The organism is Bradyrhizobium sp. SZCCT0153 (assembly GCF_018129995.1).
Classification (GTDB): Bacteria; Pseudomonadota; Alphaproteobacteria; order Rhizobiales; family Xanthobacteraceae; genus Bradyrhizobium; species Bradyrhizobium japonicum_G.
The window spans coordinates 534,815-550,216 of the sequence record NZ_JAFCKS010000001.1 but is presented as its reverse complement, the minus strand read 5'-3'; the positions used below and the strand labels follow the sequence as shown (position 1 = coordinate 550,216).

General features: G+C 66.4%; 18 protein-coding genes. 5 read left to right on the top strand and 13 right to left on the bottom strand.

Annotation, left to right across the window (positions count from 1 at the left end; translation table 11 throughout):
• Positions 1-40: 40 nt before the first annotated feature.
• Positions 41-1,681, top strand: a complete 1,641-nt coding sequence (gene xseA / locus JQ572_RS02735; protein WP_211381435.1) for an exodeoxyribonuclease VII large subunit — start codon at positions 41-43, stop codon at positions 1,679-1,681.
• Between the two features lie 130 nt (positions 1,682-1,811).
• Here xseA and JQ572_RS02730 read toward each other — a convergent pair whose 3' ends face one another.
• Both JQ572_RS02730 and JQ572_RS02725 read right to left on the bottom strand, forming a co-directional pair.
• Positions 1,812-1,961, bottom strand: coding sequence for a hypothetical protein (locus JQ572_RS02730; RefSeq protein ID WP_143273908.1), 150 nt, complete (start codon positions 1,959-1,961; stop codon positions 1,812-1,814).
• Between the two features lie 304 nt (positions 1,962-2,265).
• The gene (locus tag JQ572_RS02725) at positions 2,266-3,090 is read right to left on the bottom strand and encodes a dienelactone hydrolase family protein (RefSeq protein WP_211381434.1); all 825 of its coding nucleotides are present in this window, start codon (positions 3,088-3,090) and stop codon (positions 2,266-2,268) included.
• Positions 3,091-3,266: 176 nt separating this feature from the next.
• Between JQ572_RS02725 and JQ572_RS02720 the strand changes: the two genes are divergently transcribed.
• Positions 3,267-3,488 carry a DUF2093 domain-containing protein gene (locus JQ572_RS02720; protein ID WP_211381433.1) on the top strand — a complete coding sequence of 74 codons (222 nt, stop codon included), beginning with the start codon at positions 3,267-3,269 and terminating at the stop codon, positions 3,486-3,488.
• Between the two features lie 16 nt (positions 3,489-3,504).
• Here the strand turns inward: JQ572_RS02720 and JQ572_RS35485 are convergent, their stop codons facing one another.
• A complete protein-coding gene (locus JQ572_RS35485) occupies positions 3,505-4,161 on the bottom strand; it encodes a hypothetical protein (protein WP_433996194.1) in 657 nt (218 codons plus the stop codon).
• Between the two features lie 120 nt (positions 4,162-4,281).
• Here JQ572_RS35485 and JQ572_RS02710 point away from each other — a divergent pair, with 120 nt between their 5' ends.
• Positions 4,282-4,533 (top strand): hypothetical protein, encoded by a 252-nt coding sequence (locus JQ572_RS02710; protein WP_249128798.1) that lies wholly within the window; start codon positions 4,282-4,284, stop codon positions 4,531-4,533.
• 383 nt (positions 4,534-4,916) lie between these two features.
• Here the strand turns inward: JQ572_RS02710 and JQ572_RS02705 are convergent, their stop codons facing one another.
• The 7 genes from JQ572_RS02705 to JQ572_RS02675 form a co-directional block, all read right to left on the bottom strand.
• Positions 4,917-5,252: a GYD domain-containing protein gene (locus JQ572_RS02705; RefSeq protein ID WP_211381432.1), complete on the bottom strand. Its 336-nt coding sequence runs from the start codon at positions 5,250-5,252 to the stop codon at positions 4,917-4,919.
• A gap of 258 nt (positions 5,253-5,510) precedes the next feature.
• Positions 5,511-6,527 carry a tetraacyldisaccharide 4'-kinase gene (lpxK, locus tag JQ572_RS02700; RefSeq protein ID WP_211381431.1) on the bottom strand — a complete coding sequence of 339 codons (1,017 nt, stop codon included), beginning with the start codon at positions 6,525-6,527 and terminating at the stop codon, positions 5,511-5,513.
• Positions 6,520-7,866, bottom strand: coding sequence for a 3-deoxy-D-manno-octulosonic acid transferase (locus tag JQ572_RS02695; RefSeq protein WP_211381430.1), 1,347 nt, complete (start codon positions 7,864-7,866; stop codon positions 6,520-6,522). Before JQ572_RS02695 ends, lpxK begins: the two co-directional genes overlap by 8 nt.
• The gene (locus tag JQ572_RS02690; RefSeq protein WP_211381429.1) at positions 7,829-8,542 is read right to left on the bottom strand and encodes a lysophospholipid acyltransferase family protein; all 714 of its coding nucleotides are present in this window, start codon (positions 8,540-8,542) and stop codon (positions 7,829-7,831) included. The genes JQ572_RS02695 and JQ572_RS02690 overlap by 38 nt, the downstream gene beginning before the upstream one ends.
• On the bottom strand, positions 8,539-8,781 hold the full coding sequence (locus JQ572_RS02685) for a DUF4170 domain-containing protein (RefSeq protein ID WP_211381428.1): 243 nt from the start codon (positions 8,779-8,781) through the stop codon (positions 8,539-8,541). Before JQ572_RS02685 ends, JQ572_RS02690 begins: the two co-directional genes overlap by 4 nt.
• A gap of 60 nt (positions 8,782-8,841) precedes the next feature.
• A complete protein-coding gene (locus JQ572_RS02680; RefSeq protein ID WP_211381427.1) occupies positions 8,842-9,660 on the bottom strand; it encodes an inositol monophosphatase family protein in 819 nt (272 codons plus the stop codon).
• Complete coding sequence (locus JQ572_RS02675) at positions 9,647-11,062, bottom strand: TldD/PmbA family protein (protein WP_211381426.1); 1,416 nt, start codon at positions 11,060-11,062, stop codon at positions 9,647-9,649. Before JQ572_RS02675 ends, JQ572_RS02680 begins: the two co-directional genes overlap by 14 nt.
• Positions 11,063-11,321: 259 nt before the next feature.
• On the opposite strand from JQ572_RS02675, the gene JQ572_RS02670 reads away from it, so the two are divergent.
• Positions 11,322-11,840 (top strand): DUF6101 family protein, encoded by a 519-nt coding sequence (locus JQ572_RS02670; RefSeq protein ID WP_211381425.1) that lies wholly within the window; start codon positions 11,322-11,324, stop codon positions 11,838-11,840.
• Here the strand turns inward: JQ572_RS02670 and ubiA are convergent.
• Entirely contained in the window at positions 11,837-12,769 is a 933-nt protein-coding gene (ubiA, locus tag JQ572_RS02665) for a 4-hydroxybenzoate octaprenyltransferase (protein WP_211381424.1), read from the bottom strand. The two genes, JQ572_RS02670 and ubiA, sit on opposite strands and share 4 nt — an antisense overlap.
• Entirely contained in the window at positions 12,766-13,428 is a 663-nt protein-coding gene (locus JQ572_RS02660) for a hypothetical protein (RefSeq protein WP_211381423.1), read from the bottom strand. Before JQ572_RS02660 ends, ubiA begins: the two co-directional genes overlap by 4 nt.
• Positions 13,429-13,637: 209 nt before the next feature.
• Here JQ572_RS02660 and JQ572_RS02655 point away from each other — a divergent pair, with 209 nt between their 5' ends.
• Positions 13,638-14,393, top strand: coding sequence for a 16S rRNA (uracil(1498)-N(3))-methyltransferase (locus JQ572_RS02655; protein WP_211381422.1), 756 nt, complete (start codon positions 13,638-13,640; stop codon positions 14,391-14,393).
• Here the strand turns inward: JQ572_RS02655 and JQ572_RS02650 are convergent.
• Positions 14,390-15,283 (bottom strand): helix-turn-helix domain-containing protein, encoded by an 894-nt coding sequence (locus JQ572_RS02650; RefSeq protein WP_249128797.1) that lies wholly within the window; start codon positions 15,281-15,283, stop codon positions 14,390-14,392. The two genes, JQ572_RS02655 and JQ572_RS02650, sit on opposite strands and share 4 nt — an antisense overlap.
• Between the last annotated feature and the right edge of the window lie 119 nt (positions 15,284-15,402).

Here is a 15,402-nt window from a genome sequence, read left to right as displayed (position 1 = left end):
CTTGCCGGCGAAAAGCCTTAACGTCGGGCCTGACCCCAAAATGCCGAATCGTTTGCCGATGCCGCCTGCGGAACCCCTGCTCAACGCCCCCGAATTCACCGTTTCCGAGCTCTCGCAGTCCCTGAAGCGGACGGTCGAGGACGCCTTTGGCCATGTCCGGGTCCGCGGCGAGATCTCGGGTTTCCGGGGCGCCCATTCCTCCGGCCATTGCTATTTCGCGCTCAAGGACGAGAGCGCCAAGATCGAGGCGGTGATCTGGAAGGGCGTGCACGGGCGGATGCGCTTCAAGCCCCAGGAGGGGCTCGAGGTCATCGCCACCGGCAAGCTCACGACCTATCCGGGTTCCTCGAAATACCAGATCGTGATCGAGGCGCTGGAGCCGGCCGGCATCGGCGCGCTGATGGCGCTGATGGAGGAGCGCAAGAAGAAGCTGGCCGCCGAAGGCCTGTTCGACGAGGCGCGCAAGCAGCTGCTGCCGTGGCTGCCGGAGGTGATCGGCGTGGTGACCTCGCCGACCGGCGCCGTGATCCGCGACATCCTGCACCGGCTGGAGGACCGCTTTCCCCGCCATGTGCTGGTGTGGCCGGTGAAAGTGCAGGGCGACGGCTCGGCCGAGCAGGTCGCGGCCGCGATCCGCGGTTTCAACGCGCTGCCGGAGGGCGGCACAATTCCGCGGCCGGACGTGCTGATCGTCGCGCGCGGCGGCGGCTCGCTGGAGGATCTCTGGTCTTTCAACGAGGAGATCGTGGTGCGGGCAGCAAGCGAGAGCATGATCCCGCTAATCTCGGCGGTCGGGCACGAGACCGACATCACGCTGATCGATTTCGTCGCCGACAAGCGCGCGCCGACACCGACGGCCGCGGCCGAGATGGCGGTGCCGGTGCGCAGCGACCTCTTCGTCGAGGTCGCCGATCTCGGCCGTCGCACCCGCGCCTATTGGCAGCGCAGCCAGGAGAGCCGCCGCAGCGAGTTGCGCGCCGCCGCGCGCGCGCTGCCGGCGGCCGGCGATCTGCTCGCGATCCCGCGGCAGCGGCTGGATTCGGCGGGCGCGTCCCTGCCCCGCTGCCTCAAGGCCAACACGCATGCGCATTTCCGCAGGTTTACCGCCGCCGGCGCCAAGCTGACGCTGCGCGTGCTGCACGGCCAGATCTCGCAGGCCGATCATCGCCTCACCGTGTGCGGCGAACGCCTCGGCCTGTCCGCGCGCTCGCTGCTGCGGCGACGGCGCGACCGCTTCGCCGGGCTCGAGGTGCGGCTGCGCGCCTCGAAGCTCTCCAACGCGCAGGCGCAGCGCAATGCAATCGCCCGCCAGCGCGAGCGGACGCATCGTCTTTCCGAGCGCGCGGGGCGCGCGCTCGTCACGTTGCTGCAGCGGCTCGATGCGCGGGTCGAGAACAGCGGCAAGCTGCTCTCCGCCCTGTCGTATCGCGGCGTGCTCGCGCGCGGCTTTGCGCTGGTGCGGGACGAGGCCGGCCATCCCCTGCACGCGGCAGACAGCGTCGGTCCCGGCGCACGCGTCGAGATCGAGTTCGCGGATGGCCGTGTCGGCGCAACCGCGGATGCGGATCGCCCGGCGCCCGCCGCCAAGCGCGCGCCATCGCAACCGAAGTCCGCGGCGCACGACGCCAAGCCCGCGCCGAAGCGCGTGGGCAAGCCGGTGGATCAGGGCACGTTGTTCTGAGATGCGGTGGAAGGTGCTTCCACGAACTCGTCATTGCGAGCGCAGCGAAGCAATCCAGAATCTTTCCGCGGAGGGACTCTGGATTGCTTCGCTGCGCTCGCAATGACGGCGTGGAGGCAACGCGCGCTACCTACCGGCAGGACAATCCCGCGTCGATCGTGGTCCAGAAGCCGCAATGTTCCGGCGCGCGCATCGGCGCGCCGGCGTGGGCTTCGAACAGGAAGACCGCGACGGTGAAGACGATCAGTGCGGAGGAGAACAGAACGAAGCGGTTGCGCATGTGAGATGCGTTTACCCGACATCGTGGTCGAATGATGGCACCGCCACATGCTGAAACCGCAGCCGCGCGCGATCCGTAGATTTACGGTCGGCCATTATCCATGCAGGGCGGTGGTCGATGCGGGGCTGTCCGCCTCACGCTGTTCCTCGGGCAGCCCCGCTTCCGCCTTCGCTCTACCGAGCTACGGCGGGACAAGTCCGCCTGCGAGCTGCGGCGGGACAAGTCCGGCTGCGAGCTGCGGCGCGACAAGTCCGCCTGCGAGCTGCGGCGGGAGAAGTCCGCCCATCGGACTACGGCGCCGTCTCTACCGCGCCAGCCATTCCGCGACTTCCTTCTGCGACTCCGCGCGCGCTACCGCATCGGTGCCGAGATGGCCGTGCTCGGGCACCGCAACGTCGGTGCTGCCGGCAGCCGCGTGCAGCGGCGTGTTGGCACGGTCGAAATCGTGATAGGCGCCCGGATAGACCACGATGCGTGCGAGCGCGCTGCGGCCATGCGCGCCCTCGACCATCTGGCGGCAGGCCGGCGGCGAGGAGACATCGTCATTGCCGCCGATCAGCACCAGCGTCGGCACCCGCGCGCTCCAGCCGAGGCCGGCGGAGATCCGGCAGTCCGGATAGAACGCGATCGCGGCGCGGAAATCCGGGGCCGCGTCGCGCGCCGCACCCTGCGGACGCACCGCCCAGAGCAGCGCGCTCGCGCCATTGGCCCAGCCGATCAGGCTGACGCGGCCGCGCGCCACCCAGGCCTGCTTCATCAGCCAGGCGCGCGAGGCCGCGATGTCGCCGACGCGTTCGCGCCGCGCCTTGAGGTGCATCTCCTTGACGCGGCATTGCGGCCCGAGCTCGCGCGAGCCGTAGCTGTCGGGCAGCAGCACGGCGTTGCCGGCCCTCACGAGCCGCTCGGCCCAGTCGCGGTAGCGCGGTAGTACGGGATCGGAATGGCCGCCGAGGCCGCCGCAGCCATGCAGCGCGATCACGGTCGGAAACGGTCCCTCGCCCACGGGCTTGTAGAGCTGCGCGTGCAAAATTCCGGACGCCAGCGGAATGTCGACCTGCTGCGGCGCCGGCGACGCGTGCGCGGCCGACATCAGGAGCGTCAGGAACAGGGCGGTCAGTCGAGGGCGCATCGGACTCTGCGGTGGGATCCTTCGCTCAAGCACTATCATGCGGAAACGGCGGCAAAACATCACAAACCGGTGGGTTTACCGGGCGGACAAGCCACCCTATCTATGCTAGATCCAGTCCAACATATCGTGCCCTCCAGGGTTTTCCCCGAAGCGGCCTTCCACGGAGACTTTCGACCGTGCTGAACAAGTTCGGCCCCTCGGGCCATGGCGAAGCGCAGGTGCAATATCTCGACGGCGACTTCCGCGTGATCTCGCCGGGGACCTTCGTGCGTTGCGCGATCACCGACACGCGCATCCCGCTCGACGAGTTGAAATACTGGAGCGTGGACCTGCAGGAAGCCTACGCCACGCCCGCCGCCGTGCTGCAGCGGCACTACCCCGCCGCGCCGCGGCCGTAAGGCCGCGCCGGCGCTTCTAGTGTTGCCCGGGACCATCGCCGCCCACGCAGGTCTTGATGAAATTCTTGCGGGGCTCACCGACGACCTTCTGATCGATCGCCTGCTTCAGGCAATCCAACCGCGCCTGCGCCAGGCAGAGCTGCATCTGGTCGCGCTTGTCCTGTCCCTTCAGGCTCGCCGTGGTGGCGAGACATGTCACGCGCCTGGTCGCGGGAACCGGCACTGTGGCGGTGGAAGCCGTCGGCGGCGCCGTTTGCGCAAACACCGGCGCAACAATCAGACACACAAGGCTGGCGGCAACGGCTGCGGACGGCAATTTCATCGCATTCTCCCGATCGTCTGAAATCGATAGGAGCCGTGCGATGAATGTCGCCTGAATGGCGAACTGCGGTAGGGTGGGGAAAGCGCGCTGCTCTGCCGGGGTAGCACGAGCGGTGCAGCCTGTCGCGAGGCACGGGGATGGATGTGTCGGCGTCCCGACGATGTTCGTGCGCAACTGAGCTGCGAGTCTCACAGCCGAAATGATCTCCGTCGTGCCGATCCGCGTTGCATCGCATAGTGCTTGCACTTCGTGGTTAGTCTTTTCGCGCTGTGGTTGGATTCTTTGTCGCGGGTCGGCGCCCTTGAGTTGTTTGACGAAGTCTTGGTGAAACAGAAGGCTGCTATGCTGCATGTTAGGTAATTGGCCCTGCTCTTTTTATCGCACAGACAATCAAGTCAACCAAACGGCCATTGAGCTTTGGAATTGGCGCAGTCTGTGAACGGGCTCATATCGAGAGCCATATGATGGGCTATGATTCACCTCGAAAATTCGCGGTGGAATGTCTGTAAATCGAAAAGTCAAACGATGGGTTTGATCATGCCCACCATACTAGACCTGCTCTATCGTGAATATTGCCGCGCCCGCCTCGCTGAAATGCGGAAACAGCTTCTGATCGCAGCTGAACGCTCTGAAGCGCTCGAAGCGCACTATCATCCTGCGGGTCAGGGTGACGATGAGAGGGCGGACGCACAACACAAGACCGGTCGCGGCGTGCCGAATTGAAGCGGCCCCTGGACCGGCGACCTCTCCCGCGTAGTAGCGACCAAGCAATTGGCAGCAGTTTGGGAGGCAGCAATGAATACACCCGAGTGCTACACTGTCATGGTGACCTGCGTCACGTGCCTGACCATTGTCGGATTGATGGCCGTTGGGGCGTGGTGAGCATGACTGACTGCTGAACCGCGATCGCAGGCCGTTAACTGGGCCGCAGGCAGGCACGTTCAGTCGGACCTATGGCGCCGGACGCAGCACGCGCCGTACCGCATCGTCCGTCAACGGACGCCGGAAGGCCTTCGTCTCACCTCGGTTTGCAGAATTGATTCTTGATGTGACGTGGGCGTTGCCGCCGCGACTGCGGCGGCTTCGCTTTAGACTAGATTCGAATATCAGCTTCCGGGCGGGGTATACGAAGAACGCAGCTTCGCCGCGTTCTGGCGGACCTGCTTGATCTCGTCCTGCGTGAACAACCGAGTCAGTTTCACGTTCTGCAGGGTGCCCGCCGTGACGGTCAGGCCGGAAATTGCCGGAGCCGCCGACGGATCGGGCACATCGAAAATAACCAGAACGCCTGGGCCGTCGGCCGCAACGCTGTACATCGAAAGCAGCTTTCCACCGGCCGCTTCGATGAGTTTTCTGGCCGCCTCCTGGCGATTGGTCGTGGGGTTTTCCAAAATGGCGTTGAGAGCGCGTGGTGTGTATTGTCCGGTGAGGCAAAAATGCATGGCATGTCCTCCTCTGGGCTTTTGGCAATGACTCTCCCTGCCGTTCCGAACTGGTCGTTACGGCCGCTGCATCTGAAATGATGAAGGTACTGCCCGCCGTGGGCATAAACGCCGCCAATGATTTCCGGGAGTTCGGCACGTCCCGGCGACGGCTCTCATGCAAGGCTATATCAACTCCCGAATGCGCGGAAGAGAATTCATCGGCTGCGACACTTCGCTTTTTGGCCGCGGCGGCGTCGCTTTGCCTGCCCTTCGAGATCAACGCGTGCTGAACCGCCGCTCGCGCGCCTTGTAGAGCTGGTCGCCGATCAATTGCCGAAGCGCGACCGGGTCGTCGAATTCGAGCTGGACGGCGAACGGCACGATGCCGCCGGGCACGCCCTCGCGGCCGTGCAGGCGCGCGAGATCCTTTTCCGTCGTCACCAGGGTGAGCTGCTCGCGTTGCGCTTCCGCTGCGAGCGCGGCGATCTCGTCGTCCGAAAACATGTGGTGATCGGCGAAGGGACGCGTGCGCGCGATCTCGATGCCGCAGGCGCGCAAGCTGCGGAAGAAGCGCTCGGGATCGCCGATGCCGGCGAAGGCGAAAACCCGCTTGCCAAGGAGTTGCGCAACCGAAGCCGCGTCCGGCTTCAGCCGGGCGCGCAGCACCGGCGTGTCGCGACCGGCGAGCTCGGCCGCGACATCATCCGCGGCATGGCCGCCGCCTATCAGCACCAGCGCGTCGGTGCGCGCGAGCTGCGCCTGCAGCGGCGCGCGCAGGGGGCCGGCCGGAAACATCTTGCCGTTGCCGAGGCCGCGCTCGCTGTCGATCACGATCAACGACGCATCCTTGAGCAGACGCGGGTTCTGGAAACCGTCGTCCATCAGGATCACGGTGGCGCCTTGCGACTTCGCCAGCACCGCGCCGTCGAGACGGTCGCGCGCCACCGCAACAGGAACGTCGCGCGCCATCATCAGGGGCTCGTCGCCGACATCGGGTGCGGTGTGACGCATCCGGTCGACCATCACAGGACCCTTCAGGCTGCCGCCGTAACCGCGGCTGATCACCACCGGCGTCTCGCCGAGCTCGCGCAACAGCCTGGTCAGCGCCAGCACCGTCGGCGTCTTGCCGGCGCCGCCGACATGGTAGTTGCCGACGCAGATCACGGGGATGCCGGCGTCCACGCCCTCGCGCAGCATGCGCCGTTCGGCGATCGCGCCGTAGAGTGCGCCCAACGGCCATAATGCGTGCGATTCGAGCGAACGTGGCCGGTACCAGAAGGCCGGCTCACGCATTGGCCGCCCCCATCTCGATCCGCAACTGCAACAGATACGGCTCGAGCGCGGTCATGGTGCGCTCGAGCGCGCCGCCGAGCTGCTCCACCACGCCGTGGCCTGCGTGCTGGATCCTGTCGCGCAGGGCGGGATCGGCCAGCAGCTGGCCGAGCAGCTTGACCAGCGTCTCCTGCGTGTCGGCCTGGCGCGCGCCGCCGCTGCCGTCGAGCGCCTCATAGACCTCGGCGAAATTGAAGACGTGCGGACCATGGACGATGGCCGCGCCGAGCTTGATCGCCTCGATCGGATTCTGGCCGCCATGGCGGATCAGCGAGCCGCCCATGAACACGATCGGCGAGAGGCGGTAGAACAGGCCGAGCTCGCCCATGGTGTCGGCGACATAGACGTCGGTGGTCGCCGTCGGCAGTTCCTCGCGCGAGCGCAGCGCGGGCTCGAGGCCCGATGCCGTGATCAGGCCCGAGATCGAGGAGCCGCGATCCGGATGGCGCGGCACGATCACGGTGAGGAGCTGCGGGAAGAAACCGGCGAGGCTGCGATGCGCCGCCACCAGCATCTCCTCCTCGCCCGGATGGGTCGAGGCGGCGACGATGATCGGACGCCCGCGCGTCATCGCCATCAGCCGTTCGAGCTTGGCGGGATCGGCGGGCGGCGCGGCAACGTCGAGCTTGAGATTGCCCGTGGTGACGACGTCGCGGCCGCCGAGCGTCGAGAAGCGCTCGGCATCGGTCTTCGACTGCGCGAGGCAAATGTCGAACCGCGACAGCAGCGCCGAGATGGTGCCGTGCATGCGCCGCCAGCGCGGGAACGAGCGCGGCGACATCCGGCCGTTGATCAGCACCATCGGCACGCGGCGCGCCGCGCCGGCCAGGATCAGGTTCGGCCACAGATCGGATTCGATGAACAGCGCCAGCGACGGCTTCCAATGGTCGAGGAAGCGCGCGACGTAGCGCGGGGAATCATACGGGACGTATTGATGGATGACGTCGGGCGGAAAGCGTTTTGCGACGACGGCGGCCGAGGTGACCGTGCCGGAGGTGAGGAGGATGCGCAGATTGAGATCGCGCAGCCGCTCGATCAGCGCCGCCGCGGCCAGCACCTCGCCGACGCTGGCGCCGTGAATCCAGACCAGCGGTCCGTGCGGCCGCACGTCCCGGGACAGGCCCCGCCGTTCGCCGACACGCGCGGGATCTTCCTTGCCCTGCTTCAGCCGCCGCTTGATCAGCGCAGGCGCGAGCGGCACCAGGCCGCGAGCCAGGCGCCGATACATCCGCAGTGTCATCGGCAGCGAGCCGGGCAGCGAGTTAGCCATCTGCGGGTCCCGGGCGGCCGAGTTGCGCATAAGCGCGCCGGGTCGCCTCGTTCAACGTCTCTTCCAGCTCGAGCCGCAGCGCTTCCATGGTGGCAGCGTCGGCATCGGGCGGAACGTGGATTTCCTTGATGCCGACCAATGCGCCCCGCCCGAACGGCAGGTTGATGGTGGTGCGGTCCCAGTTCTGGAGCCGGACGAAGCGGCTGGTCGCCATCGCAAAAGGCATGATCGGCCGCCCCGATTCCCGTGCCAGCATGATGATGCCGAGCCCGGCCACGCGCGAGCGCTTGGGGACATCGGCGGTCAGCGCGACATTACAACCGTCCTGGAGCGTGCGCACCATTTCCTTGAAGGCGCCGACGCCGCCTTTGCGATGGAAGGCGCCGCCATGGTCGCCGGACCCGCGGATGGTGCCGATGCCGAGCCGCTCGGCGGCGATCGCGTTGAACTCGCCGTCGCGGTGGCGGGAGATCAGGACCCTGGCCTTGTACCAGTCCTTGTTCTTGATGAACGGCGTGAGGAAATGCTGGCCGTGCCAGAAGGCGAAGATGGCGGGGATCTGCGGCTCGACGCGGTCATAGACATCAGGCGGATCGAACGTGAACTTGTTGGTCCGCCAGACCAGACGCAGGTATTCGGCCGCCAGGATCCCGACGGCACGCTGAACAAAGCTGCTTCGCAGCGTATTGCGAAGCAGCTTTTTCAACGCGCCGGTTCTTGATTCGGGTCGAGCAGCCGATGAAGATGGACGATGAAATAGCGCATCTGCGCGTTGTCGACCGTGCTCTGCGCCTTGGCCCGCCAGGCGGCGTGCGCGGTCGCGTAGTTCGGATAGAGGCCGACGACCTCGACGTCGTCGAGGTTCTTGAAGGTGTTGTGCTCGAGATTGACGAGCTCGCCGCCGATCACGAGGTGAAGCAGTTGTTGCGGGGCACTATCTGGCATGGATTCTGTTCCTAACGGGCTGCCCGGCAAAGCAGTGTTCGACAAGCAGGACGAAAGCGCTCAGGGCAAGGGGCGGGCTCGAAAATGCGCGACAATGTTCGCATGTCGATCGCGACCCGCTGCCACCAGCACCCCGTGCGCCACTTCCCGGCGGTTATAGAGGATGGGATCTCCGGAGAGGTCGCTCATCCTACCATCCGCTTCCTGCACGATCAAATCGGCCGCCGCAAGGTCCCAATCATGGCTGTTGCCCCCCGCAAAGGCCGCATCCAGTGCGCCATGGGCGACCCGGCAGAGCCGCAGCGCGAGCGAACCGATTCGCGGATGCAGCATGATCTCGCCGAGCGACGGCTTGAGGCGCTCGACCAGAGGCTTCGGGCCCGCGACACGCGAGAAGTCCAGCTCGGATCCGGACGCTGCCCGCACCGGCGCGCCGTTGAGGGTGGTGCCCTGACCGCGGGCCGCGAAGAAGAATTCGTCGCTGGTCGGCGCGAACACCGCGGCGAGGACGGGCGTAGCGTCCTCGACCAGCGCGACGCTGACGCACCATTCGTCATGGCCATTGAGGTAATTGCGCGTGCCGTCGATGGGATCGACGATCCAGGTCAGCCGCCGCGACAGCCGCGCGGCATCGTCGGCGCTCTCCTCCGACAGCCAGCCATAGTCGGGCGTCGCAGCGCGCAGGCGCGTTTCCAGCAGCTCGTTGACGGCGATGTCGGCTTCCGACACCGGCGAGGACGCGCCCTTGGTCCACTTTCTCAACTCGGTGCGGAACATCGACCGCGCCAGAGCACCCGCTTCCCGCACCGCGTCTTGCAGCAGCGCCGCGTCGCGCGTCAGGATGGATCGATCTGTCGGGTTCGCGTCAACGTCCGCCAAGCGTCAAACCCTCGATGCGCACCGTCGGCGCATTGATGCCGTAGCGGAACTCGAGATTGTTCGCGGGCTGCATCGACTTGAAGATCTCGAACAGGTGCCCTGCGATCGTCACCTCGCTCACGGCATAGGTGAGCTCGCCGTTCTCGATCCAGAAGCCGGACGCGCCGCGGCTGTAATCGCCGGTGACGCCGTTGACACCGGAGCCGATCAGGTCGGTGACGTAGAAGCCCTGCTTGATGTCGGAGATCAGCTCGGCCGGCGTCGGCGTGCCGGCTTCGAGATGCAGATTGTACGGCCCGGGCGACGGCGAGGACGAGACGCCGCGATGGGCGTGGCCGGTGGTGGTGAGGCCGAGCTCCCGCGCGGTGGCGCAGTCGAGCAGCCAGGTCGTCAGCACGCCCTCGTCGATCAGCGCGATCTTCTTCACAGCCACGCCTTCGGCATCGAACGTCTGCGAGCGCAGGCCACGCTTGCGCAGGGGATCGTCGACGATGCGGATGTTTTTCGCGAACAGCTGCTGGCCGAGCTTGTCCTTCAGGAAGCTGGTCTTGCGCGCGATCGAGGCGCCGTTGATGGCGCCGACGACGTGGCCGACCAGCGAGCCGGCAACGCGCGGATCGAACACGACCGGCACCTTGCAGGTCTCGACCTTGCGCGGATTGAAGCGCGCCACGGTGCGCTCGCCGGCGGAGCGGCCGACGATCTCCGGCGACAAGAGGTCCGCGCCATGCGGCGCCGAAGTGAAGTCGTAATCGCGCTCCATGCCGGTGCCTTCGCCGACAATCGCGGTCGCCGAGATGCCCTGGCTCGAGCGCAGGTAAGAGCCGTGGAAGCCGGTGCTGGTCACGAGCACCATGCCGCCCATGCCGGCGGAGGCCGAGGCGCCGCCGGATTTGGTGACGCCCTTCACCGCGAGCGCGGCAGCCTCGGCCTCGAGCGCGCGGCGCTCGAGCTCCGAGGTTGCGGGCACGTCGGGATCGAGCAGATCGAGATCGGGGAAGTCGCGCGCGAGCAGTGCGGGATCGGCGAGGCCGACATATTTGTCGTCGGGCGCGACGCGCGCCATCGCGACCGCGCGTTCGGCAAGCTTGGTCACCGCATCGCCGCTGGCGTCGTTGGTCGAGACCACCGCCTGGCGCTGGCCGACCAGCACGCGCAGGCCGACGTCGTCGCCCTCGGACCGCTCGGATTCCTCGACGCGCCCGTCGCGCACCTCGACGCCTTGCGAGATGCCGCGCACCGCGACCGCGTCGGCCGCATCCGCGCCGGCGCGCCTGGCAGCCTCGACCAGCCGCTGCGCGAGATCGGAGAGCGCCGACTGGTCGAACAGGTCGCGATTGGCCTTGGACGATTCTTTGGAGGAATCCTTGGGCGAAAGCGTCGAGCTTGGTGAAGGGTTCACAAACGAAATCCTGTTGGGGGTTCGGGACCGGAACCCACAGATGTGCCCGATTGGCGCGGACTTCAAGCATTTTCAGGCTTCAGAAAGCTCAGATTCGCGAAGCTTCCGCAACGTCTCGTCAATCATGCGTGCCAAGGTCTTGTCAATCATGACCCGCAGTGACGCTGGATTAACCAGCCTTTTTAAGCGGTTTCGGAGCGGCGCGCGCTAAGGTCCTCGCATCGACCGGGAACATAATCCTGGCGGGGAGAACGAAGCCGTGAGGCGTCAAACAGCAACAAGCGGGATCGCTCCCGCCGGGTCGGGCCGCAGCTTGCGGCTCGACCCTCTTTCCCTTCCGGTCCGCTTCGATGCGCATGATCCGCGCGCCGACGGATACACCAGGCAGATCGAGCTTCATCGCGAACGCGTCGTGCTGCGCCGTGCCGTCCGCGGCATGCAGATGGCGATCAACGTCCGCGTCAGCGACTTCACCGGCGTCGCTCTGCGCGGCAACGACGAGGCGCAGACCCTCGTGCTCGTGCATCGCGACCCCTCGCTCTCCGTTCCGCTGCTGGTCAGCGCCGACGGCGACGATCTCGCCGAGGCCTGGGCCGTGTGGAGCGAGCTGTTCGCACTTCCGCAGCTCGACGAAGGCGCCCGCAAGCCCGCAGCCCGCCGTCGCCGCGCCAACGCGATCCGCGCCCGCCGTCCGAAATTCCTGATGCGCCGCCGCACCGGCATCGCACGCGAACTGCCGGTGCATCAGGGCGAACGCGAGATCATCGCGAGGAATTAGGCCGACCGCATCACCGCGTCGACCAGCAATCCCGCAAACAGCAGCAGCCCGGCATCCCGGTTCGAATAGAACAGCCGCTTGCAGAGCTCGCCGTCGCTGATCTTCAGCCGCACGATCTGCGAGGCCAGATGCACGGCGAAGGCCGCTAGCCCGAGCCAGGCCGGCCAGCGCGCATCGCCGGACGCCAGCGCCACGCCGATCAGCACCACCGACAGGCCGTAGAACAGGATCAGCGCCTGATGGGTGTGGGCGCCGAACAGGCGCGCGGTCGACTTGATGCCGATCAGCGCGTCGTCCTCGGCGTCCTGATGCGCGTAGATCGTGTCGTAGCCGATCACCCAGGAAATCGCGCCGGCATAGAGCACGAGCGCGGTGACGTCGATGCGTCCGAAGGTGACGGCAAATCCCATCAAGGCGCCCCAGGAGAAGGCGAGCCCGAGCACGGTCTGCGGCCACCAGGTGACGCGCTTCATGAAGGGATAGATCGCGACGATCAGCAGCGAGGCAATGCCGGTCAGGACCGCGAAACGGTTGAACTGCAGCAGCACCACGAGCCCGATCAGCGCCTGCGCGACCATGAAGGCCAGCGCCTGCTTCGTGCTCACCTGCCCCGACGGCAGCGGCCGCGAGCGGGTGCGCTCGACCTTGTCGTCGAGGTCGCGGTCGGTGATGTCGTTCCAGGTGCAGCCCGCCCCGCGCATCACGAAGGCGCCGATGAAGAACAGGACGATGATCAGCGGCAGGCCGCGGACGTCATGCGCCATGCCGGCGGCGAGCGCCGCCGACCACCAGCACGGCATCAACAGGAGCCAGGAGCCGATCGGACGATCGAAACGGGACAGGCGCAGATAAGGCCGCGCCCATTGCGGCGCGCGGGTATCGACCCAGTTGCCGGTGGAATCGGCAACGCGGGCGGATGTATCGCTCATCGGGTCAGGACGTTGCCGTTGAGCGTGTCGAAGGTGCTGCCGCCCTTCTTGCCGGCATTGGCCTCGGGCGCCGTGCCCGACCCCAGCACCTCGCTCAGCGACGGGCCGGCCGGACCGCGCGGCTGGTTCTGCATCTGCTGCGCGACATTGCAGACCTTCGTCTGCATGGCCTCGGTGTTCTTGTGGCCGGCCTTCATCTGATCGCCGATCTGGGGCGGGATTCCGCATTTGGCGGCGTGGGACTCGATGTACTTGATCATCTTGGCTTCAGCCTGGCCGAAGCTGCGGATCAGCTTGCAGGCCTCGTCCGGCGCAGCGTGACGGTCGCTCGCGGCCTTGATCAGCTTGCCGCGCTTCTCGGCGTCCTCGCGCAGAGGAATGAAGGCCTTCATGCAGTCCTCGCCGGGTCCGCCTTGCGTCGGCGGGGCCGCGCTGAAGGCGCCGGCGCCACCGACGGGCGCGGCACCGTTCACGGGGAAGGACGAGCGCGGCGCGCCGCCGACGGAGGCGACCGGGGCCGAGCCGTTCACAGGCGGAAACGCGGGATCGGGCGCTGCCTGGCCAGGCAGCGGCGCCGGGAAGGCGCTCTGCGCATAGGCGCCGGCGGCGCCCATGGCGACCATGGCGGCAGTGATCGGAACCATCAAATGACGGATCATCAAGGCAGTCTCTCCGGCAGGAGCTTACGGGTTCGGCGCCTTCCCAATTGAAGCGCAACCAGCGTGTTCGCGATTTTACGATTCCCGCCGGCGCTTAACAACCCGTCGAATGGGGCAGGAGCGCGGCGCGCCGACGCACCAGTTTGGCAATATTTGTCCCCGAAATGGCGGGTTTCGGTTAAGAAAGGCGGCAAATCGGACCTTGAAAGATGCCTTCCCACGATTTCCGCGCCCCCCGCCTGTTCGTCGATGCCCCCCTTGCCCAGGACGCCAGGGTCGCGCTCGACCGCGACCAGAGCAATTATCTCGGCAATGTGCTGCGGCTGGCCGCCGGCGCCGAGGTTTTGGCATTCAACGGCCGCGACGGCGAGTGGCAGGCGGCCATTGAAGGTCGCAAGCGGCCGGACGGCCTGGTCATCCTCCAGCAGACCCGGCTCCAGGACCGGCTGCCCGACATCGCTTACGTCTTCGCCCCGCTCAAGCACGCCCGGCTCGACTACATGGTGCAGAAGGCCATCGAGATGGGCGCCGCAACGCTGCAGCCGGTCCTGACCCGCTTCACCCAGGCCTCCCGGGTCAACACCGAGCGGATGCGCGCCAATGTGGTCGAAGCCGCCGAGCAATGCGGCATTCTCAGCATCGCCACTGTTGCCGAGCCGGTGCCGCTGGAACGGTATCTCAGTCAGCGCGCCGAGGGCAGGCTGCTCATCTTCTGCGACGAGGCGGCAGAGGTCCAAAACCCCATCCAGAGCCTGCAAGGCCCGCGCGAATCCAGACAAGGTATCGACGTATTGATCGGGCCAGAGGGCGGCTTTGCCGAGGAAGAGCGCGCGCTGCTGCTGCGGCAGCCCAAAATCCTGCGGCTGGCCCTGGGCCCCCGGATCATGCGGGCCGATACGGCCGCGGTAGCCGCGCTGGCCCTTGTGCAGGCGGCGCTGGGCGATTGGGGCGGCGGAAGCGGCTAGACTCTCTCTCGCATCGACCGGTGCAGGGTCTCGGAAGGCAGCTCTCCGAAGGCCGCCCTGTAACTCGCCGCGAACTCGCTGAGATGCCAGAACCCATGCGCAATCGCGCAGGACTTCACACTGCGCCGCCCGGGGCCGATGCGCAGTTGCCGACGCACAGACCAGAGGCGCAAGACCCGGCTATAGCGATGCGGACTCATGCCGCAGATGGCCTGCGCGGCACTCTGGAGCGTCCGGACGGACACGCCCACCTGCCGCGCCAGTTCGGTCGTCTTGTGCCAGATCGTCAGATCGTGCCGGATCAATTTTTCCATATCCGCGACGATCCGCCGATAGCCGTCCGTCGTGGATGGCACGGGTCCGCCGCCCACGCTGGTGCCAATCGCGGCTTCCATCTTGCTGCGCAGGGATTGCTCGACGATGGCGCGCGACGCCGGCTCGTTCAGGAAGCCCGGATCATGTGCTGCGATTTCAAGCGTGTTGGAGATCAAGCCGCGCAGGGAGGCGAGCACGTTCGATGCCGGGTTCAGCAAATGATAGCCCTCACCCAGTTGAGGCCAAGGTTCACGGTGGGGGAGAGCGAAATAGATAACGGCGATCAGACGGCCCTCCGGCTCATACACGAGGCAATCGGAATCGCCTGTCAGAATGAGGACGGAACTACCAATTGTTTGCCCATTGATACGGGCAGAGGTCACATGATCCATCGGCACCACCACGGCGACGGCATGCGTCAGCTGATAGCCGCGAATGATCCGCGGGAAGGTCCTCAGCAGAGACACGGTCAGGGCCGGCAAGCAGAGCCGCGCGCGCATGATTGCGGTCGCCCCGGCAGACAACGGCATGCTGGATGCGCCGGCATATCTCTCGCTTTCATCGAAATGATCCATGTCATACGATCGGAGCTCGAGGGCTGAGGACGGTTTGAGACCCTGAAACGACAGCAAGCCGTCCGTCGCCGATCTTTGCGCTCCGTCGCGAGCAATGTTGAGATGGCTTTGATCCATAT

Coding starts and splice junctions, on each gene's coding strand:
- xseA (WP_211381435.1), top strand. CDS start 41: ATGCCGAATCGTTTGCCGATGCCGCCTGCGGAACCCCTGCTCAACGCC.
- JQ572_RS02730 (WP_143273908.1), bottom strand. CDS start 1,961: ATGCGCAACCGCTTCGTTCTGTTCTCCTCCGCACTGATCGTCTTCACC.
- JQ572_RS02725 (WP_211381434.1), bottom strand. CDS start 3,090: ATGCGCCCTCGACTGACCGCCCTGTTCCTGACGCTCCTGATGTCGGCC.
- JQ572_RS35485 (WP_433996194.1), bottom strand. CDS start 4,161: ATGCAGCATAGCAGCCTTCTGTTTCACCAAGACTTCGTCAAACAACTC.
- JQ572_RS02710 (WP_249128798.1), top strand. CDS start 4,282: ATGATTCACCTCGAAAATTCGCGGTGGAATGTCTGTAAATCGAAAAGT.
- JQ572_RS02705 (WP_211381432.1), bottom strand. CDS start 5,252: ATGCATTTTTGCCTCACCGGACAATACACACCACGCGCTCTCAACGCC.
- lpxK (WP_211381431.1), bottom strand. CDS start 6,527: ATGCGTGAGCCGGCCTTCTGGTACCGGCCACGTTCGCTCGAATCGCAC.
- JQ572_RS02695 (WP_211381430.1), bottom strand. CDS start 7,866: ATGCGCAACTCGGCCGCCCGGGACCCGCAGATGGCTAACTCGCTGCCC.
- JQ572_RS02685 (WP_211381428.1), bottom strand. CDS start 8,781: ATGCCAGATAGTGCCCCGCAACAACTGCTTCACCTCGTGATCGGCGGC.
- ubiA (WP_211381424.1), bottom strand. CDS start 12,769: ATGAGCGATACATCCGCCCGCGTTGCCGATTCCACCGGCAACTGGGTC.
- JQ572_RS02660 (WP_211381423.1), bottom strand. CDS start 13,428: ATGATCCGTCATTTGATGGTTCCGATCACTGCCGCCATGGTCGCCATG.
- JQ572_RS02655 (WP_211381422.1), top strand. CDS start 13,638: ATGCCTTCCCACGATTTCCGCGCCCCCCGCCTGTTCGTCGATGCCCCC.
- JQ572_RS02650 (WP_249128797.1), bottom strand. CDS start 15,283: ATGGATCATTTCGATGAAAGCGAGAGATATGCCGGCGCATCCAGCATG.